Origin of the sequence: Herbaspirillum sp. RV1423, assembly GCF_000577615.1 — a bacterium.
Lineage (GTDB): Bacteria > Pseudomonadota > Gammaproteobacteria > Burkholderiales > Burkholderiaceae_D > Herbaspirillum.
Genome location: NZ_CBXX010000077.1, coordinates 1 through 3,159, shown reverse-complemented (window position 1 = coordinate 3,159; position 3,159 = coordinate 1). Strand labels below are relative to the sequence as shown.

The 3,159-nt window shown below is 42.5% G+C and carries 1 protein-coding gene and 1 pseudogene; one reads left to right on the top strand and one right to left on the bottom strand.

Annotation, left to right across the window (positions count from 1 at the left end):
• A partial coding sequence (locus RV1423_RS30770) for a hypothetical protein (protein ID WP_231502540.1) occupies positions 1–228 on the bottom strand: 228 nt, incomplete at its 3' end.
• Positions 229–301: 73 nt separating this feature from the next.
• Between RV1423_RS30770 and RV1423_RS30465 the strand changes: the two are divergent.
• Positions 302–3,159: pseudogene (locus RV1423_RS30465) on the top strand (hypothetical protein); the annotation flags it as partial.

Here is a 3,159-nt window from a genome sequence, read left to right as displayed (position 1 = left end):
TATTCCAGCTAATATTCCAGCTAATATTCCAGCTAATATTCCAGCTAATATTCCAGCTAATATTCCAGCTAATATTCCAGCTAATATTCCAGCTAATATTCCAGCTAATATTCCAGCTAATATTCCAGCTAATGTTCCAGCTAATGTTCCAGCTAATGTTCCAGCTAATGTTCCAGCTAATGTTCCAGCTAATGTTCCAGCTAATGTTCCAGCTAATGTTCCGGACAAGCCGAAAGTAGAAGACGGCCGGTTGGATAACATTGTTCACGGTCGGATTTTGCACCAATACCGGATGGAGAGATTGTCTGGCGCTACTGCCCGACAATGGGGAACGATAGAGCGCAACGATGACGAAACAGATGACACCATCAGGCGAGTGTCGGGGAAAAATTTTTCTTTTGGTCGCAACCTCAATCAGCGCCTGGTCATCGTAGCCAAACCTTCGGAGAAAGAAGTTTATATTGATGCGTATGCCACCGGATCTCAAGACTCGGAGGAAATCGACGTACCGGATGTCGATTTTTCTCCGTTATGGGAAATGGGTTATCGCGTTGATTACTTGGCTCCAGAGACTAAACATACAGGAGTTAATGAGAAGATTAAAATCTCAAAGGATGGAGAGCCGGATTCCTATTTTATTTTCAACGGCGATGCAAATATTGTCGATCCTGTTATTGAAAATTCTATTTTTGCGTATACTTATCGTGATGAAATAAATTCGAAGCTACAGGGAGAGAATGCACAGAATTACAAGACTATGCTGGAGAGCCAGGTTGTTGACATTTGGTTTTCAGAAACAATTGGAAATGAAATTACATTATACAAAAACAATCATATTATTCATTTTGATGTAAATCCAGATTCATCAATGTTGACTGTTCACACTCCGGATCTGGTGGGAACGGCGCCAGAAAAAAGGAAATTTGATTTTTCTCATTTATTAAGTCAGGACTATATCTTAAGTTACGATATCAAGCAGATAGGAGATAGCGAATATTGTGATATGACTCTTAAATTCAGGAAAGCAGAGGAGTCTGATCTGCAATTTCGAATACCGATGGTTAAATGCAGTCTCGCCAATGAAATTCACAAAGAAATTATTCGTGAAGAACAAGCGGAACAGAAAAAAAGGAAAGATGAGGTTCTTGAGAAAGAGAGAAGAATTGAGGAGGAAAACGGAAAGAAGATAGCGAAGGCGGTCCAGGAGACTCAGAGAATCAATAATTTGCTATTGGAAGAAAATACAAGTCTTTTAAAGACGCCGTTAATCATTGAAACTCCAACCGACGTTCCTGTCACTCTAGAAATTCCTTCATACGAGGAAGTTCCACCTCAAAAAATTATAATTAAGCTGAATCATGAGGGGAGTATTGTCAGATTCAATTATTTCCCCAAAGGTTTTTTTGAGGTTGTAATGACGGTGCTGGATGATTCGGAACAGACGCTCGATGACCATCGAATAGTCGATGTTCGGAATGTGAGACCCAATCACAGTTATCAGTCGAGCCTGGAGCCGTCTCGGAATACAGCCGATCCAAATAGCGTCAAGTATTTATCCACGCAGACCACAGATTTTCATCTGGACGTCAGGAATGAGGGAACGGAGGATAAGGCGAGCAAGAATTTTGGAAATATCAACTCGCAACTTATAGAAATGGATAACTTTGCGTTTAAAACGTATCAATATGATGACAGTCTATTTGCGGATGATACTTTTACAACGGTTAAAAATATCAATTCGACATACGAAATAAAAAACAATACAAGAGCTTTATTTATTAATTCAATCGGCGAAGAAGATGTTTTCGATTTTCAAGAATTGAAACACAATGCCACCATAACGATTTCCGACGGTCTGGATAATCCAAAAAGAGATGCGCGGATATATTTTGGCGTCTCATTGGTGCCTAATCCGGCGACTGCATGGGATGAGTCCGATTCAAAAAAATATTACGTCAGAAAATTTCAAGATCAGTTTAGTGGTGCATATGTTGTTATCCGCTCCGGTGATGTAAATATGATGAAACCCGAGGAACGGGAAAAGGCGAGGGCGGCCGTAGATCAGTTTGCAGAAAAGATAAAGTCAGATGTATCAACAAACAAGACTACTATTGATAATTCAATAAGCTGGCTATCGCTCAGGACGGGAGTGAAGCTAACTACACAAGAGATAGCGAAGAGCATTGGCGTTTGGAACGAATTGCCCGCATGGGCGAGGAGGAAGGCATTAAGATACCACTCCTACATCAGGCCGGCAGAAGACTACATAAAAGAAGCGGATGATGGCAGAAAATATCCAAACTTCAAAATCATACGCGATGCGCTTGTTATAGTTAGTGGCGGGTTTTTACAAGATAACAGAGAAGAAATTAATTGGTTCAAGTTGCCAGCCAACCCACCGAGAAGCGTAGCCGCCTTATATCGCCTCAATATTCTTCCAAAAAATAGAGAAAAACTTTCAAGTTATTCAAAGCCATCATATTTGAGAGCGATATCTCTTAGTGCGGCGAGAAGTTATAGGTGGCAAATTCAAGGTTCAACGGGAAATAGTCGTTTGCCTGACGGGAACTTGCCCGATGACTATTATGGCGCAGCAGTTACTATTGAGCCCGCGATAGAAAATTGGGTTAACTTGGCATATATCGAAAGACTGAAATGGTCGATCGTAACGGATCATTTTGAGGATGAAGCGGATCTGCTGAATCCGGATTACCCGGAAGATGCTATCGCAATCAAGATGTTATTGGAGCATATGAACGGAAAAACCGTCGGGTTCCTGGCGACGCCATCCTATCCCATAACAAATATCGATTTGATCCCTCAAGTCACGATCAGAGATGCCTTTTATCGTGAATACGACAAGTCTTTTGATATCGTCAACCAACATACCGAACGCCAAAACCTGATTAAGGAGATATTGAAGTTAGGCAAGCCTGTGGCAACGCATGTACCAGAGCCTGAGGAGAAACCTGTCGGTACGCCTGAGGAGAAACCTGCCGGTGCGCCTGAGGAGAAACCTGTCGGTACGCCTGAGGAGAAACCTGTCGGTGCGCCTGAGGAGAAACCTGTCGGTGCGCCTGAGGAGAAACCTGTCGGTGCGCCTGAGGAGAAACCTGTCGGTGCGCCTGAGGAGAAACCTGTCGGTGCGCCTGAGGAGAA